We start from the raw sequence: 5,183 nt of genomic DNA, 5'->3' as shown, positions 1-5,183 counted from the left end.
GGTCTGGCGGACGACGAGCTCGCCGACGTTGTCGGTGGCAACGCCCTGGTTGCCCGCCCCGCCAGGTGCGTTTCCTGAACCCCGCTGGGACAGGACGCACCGATGAGCTCGCCGACGTCGTCGGCGGCCACGCCATGGCGGCTCAGTCCGTCGTGAACTGCATCACCATGTTGTAGGGCGATGCTAACGGGCCTCCTGGCATGAAAGAGATGCCAGGAGGCCCGGTTCATGGTACGCCCCGGTGACGGTTGACCCAACGTCACCCCAGTGACCCCGCGCGTGCGCAGCCGGCCGAGGCGGGGCGCCCCGTCGGCGTGCGACCGGTGGGCGACGGGGCCACCGCTCCCGATGGGAGCGGGTCAGGCCGGAACACGCACCAACACGAACGTCGGTCCCGCAGCCCGGACCGCATGGACGGAAACTCTCAGGTGAGCACAGTGGACACTGCGGAAGAAAGCGGCCACCCGACCCCGCGACCGGGCCTGTCGGGCAGGTTCCGGCAGCAGGCTCTCGCCGCGCGCGGTGCCGTACGCGAATACGGGCACCAGGTCGCACCCGGTCGCCTCGCACGACTCCCGTTCCGGCCGTCCGACGAAGGACAGCGTTCGTCCGGCCGCAAGAAACGGTGGATGCCCCGGCCCCAGCGCCGAGTGCCGGTGCGGTTGCAGGCCCAGATCAGCGACTGCGGAGCCGTGTCGCTCTCCATGGCCCTGGCCTACCACGGGGTCGACGTCCCCATCCAGGAGCTCCGTCAGGCGACCGCCACCGGCCGGGACGGCGTGTCCGCGCGTCAGATCCTGGAAGCGGCACGCGCATACGGTTTCAACGCGCGCGGCGTTCGCGTCGAACTCGAGGGTCTGCGACACCTGCCGACGGGAACGATCCTGTTCTGGGACTTCGCGCACTTCGTCGTACTCGAAGGGGTGCGCGGCGACACCGTCCACATCGTGGATCCCGCGCTGGGGCGGCGTCGGCTGAGCCTGGAGACAGCCGGAGCCTCCTTCACCGGCGTGGCCCTGCAGATCACCCCGGCCCTGGAGGCGGTGCGGAGTTGGAGCAGCCGCCGTGCCGCGCGCAGGAGCGCGGGCTCCTGGCGCTATCTCTGGCACTTCTTCCCCACCGGCTACCGCTGGGTTCCCTTCGCCGCCTGCTCGTTGGTCCTCATGCTGTTCAACTTGGGCATGCCGCTGGCGACTCGGTACGTGGTGGACCAGGTGGTACCGGGTCACACCGTCGGAGTCGGCTACCTGTGGGTGGCGATACCCGTCCTTGCCGGAGCCTACTTCGGGCTGCAGTTCCTCCGTTCGCTGACCTTCCTGGTCATACAGGCGGCGATGGACGAGAACGTCACCCTCGGCATTCTCAACCGGCTCTTCGCGCTGCCCTACGACTTCTTCTCCAGCAGGAGTCCGGGAGATCTGCTGCAGCGCGTGAGGACCAGCGCGACGGTCCGTCAGGTCTTCTCGGCCTCGTCGTTCGCAAGCGTCTTCGACGGCGTCCTCATCCTGGTCTACATGACCCTGCTGGTTCTGATCGACCCCGCACTGGCATTGGTGGTCGTCGGCGTGGCCCTGCTGCAGGTGTTGCTCCTCGTGGTCACCTGGCGCCGTCAGGAGTACGCGAGCGCCGACGCGCTGGAGGCCCGCTCGCGGGCCGAGTCGGAACTGGTCGAGATCCTGGACGGCATGGCCACGATCAAGGCGGCCGGAATGGAGGGTGCGGCCGGTCACCGTTGGAGTCACACTCTCGCCGAGGAGCTCAACACCCGACTGCGCAGCCGGAAGCTGCTCACGCTGTCCTCGACGCTCAGCTCCGCCCTGCAGCTGGTCGCACCGCTGATCATCCTGGTCGTGGGGACGGAGCGGCTCTCCTCGGGCGCGCTGAGCCTGGGCGACGTGCTCGGCTTCAGCGTGCTCGCCATGGGTCTCCTGGTTCCGCTGGTCAACTGCGTCCAGGTCGGCTTCCAGGTGGCCGGGATCGGCGCCGAGCTGACCAAACTGGGCGACATCATGGAGACGGCCCCGGAACGCCGGAACGGCGACGCGGAGGCCGGCGCCGTCGGCGGGACGCTCGAGATGCGTGAGGCGTCCTTCACCTACCAGGAGGGGCAGGCCGCGGTGGTCCGCGACGTCTCGTTCACGGTGGCGGACGGAAGCTTCACCACGATCCTGGGGGCTTCCGGATCGGGCAAGTCCTCCTGCGCGCTCATGCTTGCGGGGCTCCATCGGCCCAGCAGCGGGGCGGTGCTGGTGGACGGACGCGACCTCGCCTCCGTGGACACCGGCGACTACCGCCGATCCATCTCCTTCGTGAACCAGGACTCCCGGCTGTTCTCCGGAGCGATCCGGGAGAACATCGGCTGGGGCGGCTCGGAGGTGACCGAGGCCGAGATCGTCGAGGCTGCCCGGCTGGCCGGTATCCACGAGGACATCGCCAGAATGCCGATGGGGTACGACACCCTGCTCGGCCCTGGTGGCGGCGGTGTGTCCGGTGGTCAGCGTCAGCGGATCATCCTCGCGCGGGCGCTGGTGCGCAAACCGCGCCTGCTGATCCTGGACGAGGCCACCAGCGCGCTCGATCCGGTCCTGGAGATGCAGATCTTCGCGCGGCTGCGCAGCCTGCCCATGACGTTGGTCGTGGTCGCACACCGGCTCACCGCCATCGACAACGCCGACCAGGTCGTGGTGCTCGAAGCGGGTCGGATCGCGCAGCTCGGGCATCCGGATGAGCTGTCCCTCCAGGACGGCCCCTACCGGGCCCTGACGCGTTGACGCGCCGATGGACCGCAGACCGCAGACCGCAGACGGCAGACGGCAGACCGTCGAACCCGAGCACCGATGAACTGACGACCGAGACGCCCGTCCGACCCCGCCGCCCGTCCGACCCCGCCGCCCGTCTGCCGCCCCGTCGCGCGTCCTGCTGGTCCCGCGGCAGGCGACTCGACCGTGAGAGTGATACCCGTGTTCCCTGATCCGCATGAGATCGCCAAGTCGTTCCGATTCGCGCTGCTCGGCCCGATCCGCGCCTGGAGAGGCAGCCGTGAGGTCGACCTGGGGTCGGCCCGACAGCGGGCCGTGCTGGCCCGGCTGCTCCTGGCCACCGGACAGCCGCACGCCATTTCCGAGATCATCGAGGCGGTCTGGGGCGAAGAACTGCCCGGAAACCCGCGCAACCTGGTGCACAAGTACGTGGGCGGTCTGCGCCGCGCCCTGGACCCGGACGTCGGCGACGCCCGCACCAGCGAGCTGCTCCCTCTCATCGACAACGGCTACTCGCTGCTGGTCGACCGGGACCAGGTCGACCTCAACGTCTTCACGCAGACGGTGGCCGAGGGAGTGGCGCTGGTCGACATCGACCTGGACACGGCACGCGAACGCCTGGACACGGCACTGGGGCTGTGGCGCGGCGATGCGTTCGGTCCGCTCTCCACCGAGTTCTTCGGTGCCGAGCGGAGTCGGCTGGTCGAGCGGCGGTTGTCCGCCCTGGAGGACCGGATCGGTATCGACATCGCCCTCGGACGACATGCCGAGGCGGCGGTCGAGCTGGTCAGCCTGCTGGTGGAGAACCCGCTGCGCGAGCACCTGGCGGTCCTCCTGATGATCGCGTTCTACCGGTCCGGTCGCCAGGCCGACGCGCTCAGGGTGTTCCAGGACTGCCGCCGGAAGCTGACCACCGAGCTCGGGATCGAACCCGCCAGGGAACTGCAGGAGATCCAGCTCCAGATCCTGGCCGGCGACCCGATCCGGACGATCACGTTGTCCTGCGGGAGGACGGTGACGGCCACTGCGCCGAACTCCCGGAGCGGGAGGCACGCGGGCCCGAACGCCGGCAAGGCGAACGGCCGCCCGAGCACGGGCGGGGCCGAGCGGTGCCACCTCAAGCCGGACCTGAGCGATTTCGTCGCTCGGGAGCGGGAGCTCACGCAGGTCTGCACGATCCTGGTCGAGCCGGCCCAGGTGCCGCCCACCGTCGTGATCACCGGCAACGCGGGCATGGGCAAGAGCGCCCTCGCGGTGCGGGTGGCGAACCTCGTGAAGAGCCGCTTTCTGGGCGGCCAGTTCCAGATCGACCTTCGTGGCATGTCCGCCGACCCGGTGACGCCGCAGCAGGCCCTGCAGCGGCTCCTGCGCATGCTGGGCGTCGAGGAGCCCGATGAGACGCTGACCCCGGACGAGCTCGGCGAACTGTACCGATCCGTGCTGGGGGACGATGTGCTCACCGTCTTCGACGATGTCTCCGACGAACGCCAGGTCCGGCCGCTGCTCGGCGCGAGTGCCACCATCATCACCAGCCGTCGACGGCTCACCGGCCTGGAGGGCGCTCACATCGTCGAATTGGACGCGATGAGTGCCGACGACGCGGTGCGCATGCTCGATCAGATCATCGGGCCGGAGCGGCTGTCGACGGACCCCGCCCAGGCGGCGCGGATCGGGGAGTTCACCGACGGCTCGCCGCTGGCCCTGCGCATCGCGGGGGCACGCCTGTTGGCGCGCCCGCACTGGTCGCTTCGCCAGTTCGCCGACCGGCTCGCCGACGAGGACCGCCGACTGGTGGAACTCACCCACAACGACCTCGACATCCGGGCGAGCCTGGCCACGACCTTCCACTGGCTGAACCCGCAGAGTGTCGAGGCGTTCCTGCTGCTGGGCTCCTGGGACGAACGCAGCTTCACCATCGCCGACGCGACGGGCCCCCTCGGCCTCTCGGAGATCGACGCCGCCGATGTCATCGAGGAACTCGTGGACGTGCGGTTGGTCGATGCCCGCCGTACCGATGGGACCGGAGAGGTCCGTTACCAACTGCGCGACCTCGTACGTCGCTTCGCCCGATCCGAGGCCGAGGGCTCGGCCGCGCCGCCCGCCACCCGCCTGCCGAACCGCAGAGTCCTCGAAGTGATCAATCTCAGCCGCCACGGTGGTTCCGCGCGCCGCGCCGGACCGGAGTGCTGACGATTCCGCCGGGCACCCGGACCGTTCGATCCGGGGCCGTCGCAGGGGGCCGCGTCCTCGGCGCGGTGGGGGAGCGCAAGGCTCCGTAGCCAGGCCGTTGCCCGCGCCGTGCCACACCGCGGCTCGGGCGCGACAAGTCCCTGACAGGCCCCCTGCCCCGCGTCGCCGCTCAGCGCGTGAGACGGATACCGCCCAGCCCCGCGCTGAAGGCGCTCAACAGGCGATCTGCTGCGG

The 5,183-nt window shown here is 69.9% G+C and carries 2 protein-coding genes; both read left to right on the top strand.

Features of this window, described 5'->3' with window-relative positions; translation table 11 throughout:
* Positions 1-629 precede the first annotated feature (629 nt).
* Positions 630-2,771 carry a peptidase domain-containing ABC transporter gene (locus UK12_RS31740; RefSeq protein ID WP_045306672.1) on the top strand — a complete coding sequence of 714 codons (2,142 nt, stop codon included), beginning with the start codon at positions 630-632 and terminating at the stop codon, positions 2,769-2,771.
* 189 nt (positions 2,772-2,960) lie between these two features.
* Positions 2,961-4,949: an AfsR/SARP family transcriptional regulator gene (locus tag UK12_RS31735; RefSeq protein WP_052682374.1), complete on the top strand. Its 1,989-nt coding sequence runs from the start codon at positions 2,961-2,963 to the stop codon at positions 4,947-4,949.
* Positions 4,950-5,183 lie beyond the last annotated feature (234 nt).

The sequence above is a fragment of the Saccharothrix sp. ST-888 genome (assembly GCF_000955975.1).
Lineage (GTDB): Bacteria > Actinomycetota > Actinomycetes > Streptomycetales > Streptomycetaceae > Kitasatospora.
This window is presented reverse-complemented; position numbering and strand designations above follow the sequence as displayed.

Coding starts and splice junctions, on each gene's coding strand:
- UK12_RS31740 (WP_045306672.1), top strand. CDS start 630: ATGCCCCGGCCCCAGCGCCGAGTGCCGGTGCGGTTGCAGGCCCAGATC.